Origin of the sequence: Achromobacter sp. DH1f (assembly GCF_000633435.1) — a bacterium.
GTDB classification, from domain to species: domain Bacteria; phylum Pseudomonadota; class Gammaproteobacteria; order Burkholderiales; family Burkholderiaceae_B; genus Achromobacter; species Achromobacter deleyi.
In genome coordinates, this window is record NZ_AYMF01000045.1 from 1 (window position 1) to 808 (window position 808).

1 protein-coding gene and 1 pseudogene are annotated in these 808 nt (G+C 66.0%); one reads left to right on the plus strand and one right to left on the minus strand.

Annotated elements, in window-relative coordinates:
* The first annotated feature begins 38 nt into the window (after positions 1 to 38).
* On the plus strand, positions 39 to 395 hold the full coding sequence (locus tag U858_RS0131455; protein WP_025141083.1) for a hypothetical protein: 357 nt from the start codon (positions 39 to 41) through the stop codon (positions 393 to 395).
* Positions 396 to 398: 3 nt separating this feature from the next.
* On the opposite strand, the pseudogene U858_RS0131460 reads toward U858_RS0131455, so the two are convergent.
* Positions 399 to 808 (minus strand): annotated as a pseudogene (locus U858_RS0131460) (site-specific integrase); the annotation flags it as partial.

Sequence of the window (808 nt, forward strand, 5' to 3'; positions counted from 1 at the left end):
CGCATTTGCAGTGCAAATTACATTTCTAGGAAAAAACCATGCAAAAAGAAGTCTTCCAAGCCGACGACAACGGCTTGTTCCTGTATCAAACCCTCGCCAACGAGCTGGCGCTGACGCCCGGCAAGTTCAACATCCCCTTCGGCGCTCACGAAGACGCGCCGCCGCAGCCGGCACAAGGCCAATGGCCGCGGCGCGTCGGGGATGCTTGGACGATGGTCGAGGACTATCGCACCACGCCGTTGTGGGTGGTGGAGTCGGGGGCGCCGTATTCGATCGGCGCCGAGCATGCCGGCGTTGACGGCAACGTCAGCTATCCCGGTTGGAGACCGCTGCCGGCGTGGCTGACCGAAGTGGCGCCCAAGCCGCCGGCCTCGCAGCCGGTTGCAGCCGCCTAGGCCTTACGCCGCCAAGGCAAGCGCGTCGAGTTCGCCCTCGCGTTCACGGCGCATTTCCTCCAGTTGGCGCCGGCCCAGCGGACTGCGGGTCAGTTTCTGCGCCAGCTCCCGCCCGTGAGGGTGGTAGTAGCGCAGCAGCATCCGGGTATCGACGTTGCCGTTGACCTTCGCCAGTTCGTGGATCGCGAACACGGAGGCCATCTGCGACGTGCCTTCATGGCGCAGGTCATGGAACCGCAGATCGCGAAAATACGCGGTGTTCGGGCGCCGGCCGTACTGGCGGCACATGGACTCGTAGCGCAGGCGGGCGCGGCGTCGGGCCCTGATGAAAGCGCGGGTGACCGAGCCTGGCTGCATCGTGAAGATGCGGCCGCGCATCGGCCTGCCGGTGACCCAGCGCCGCAGCGCCTCGC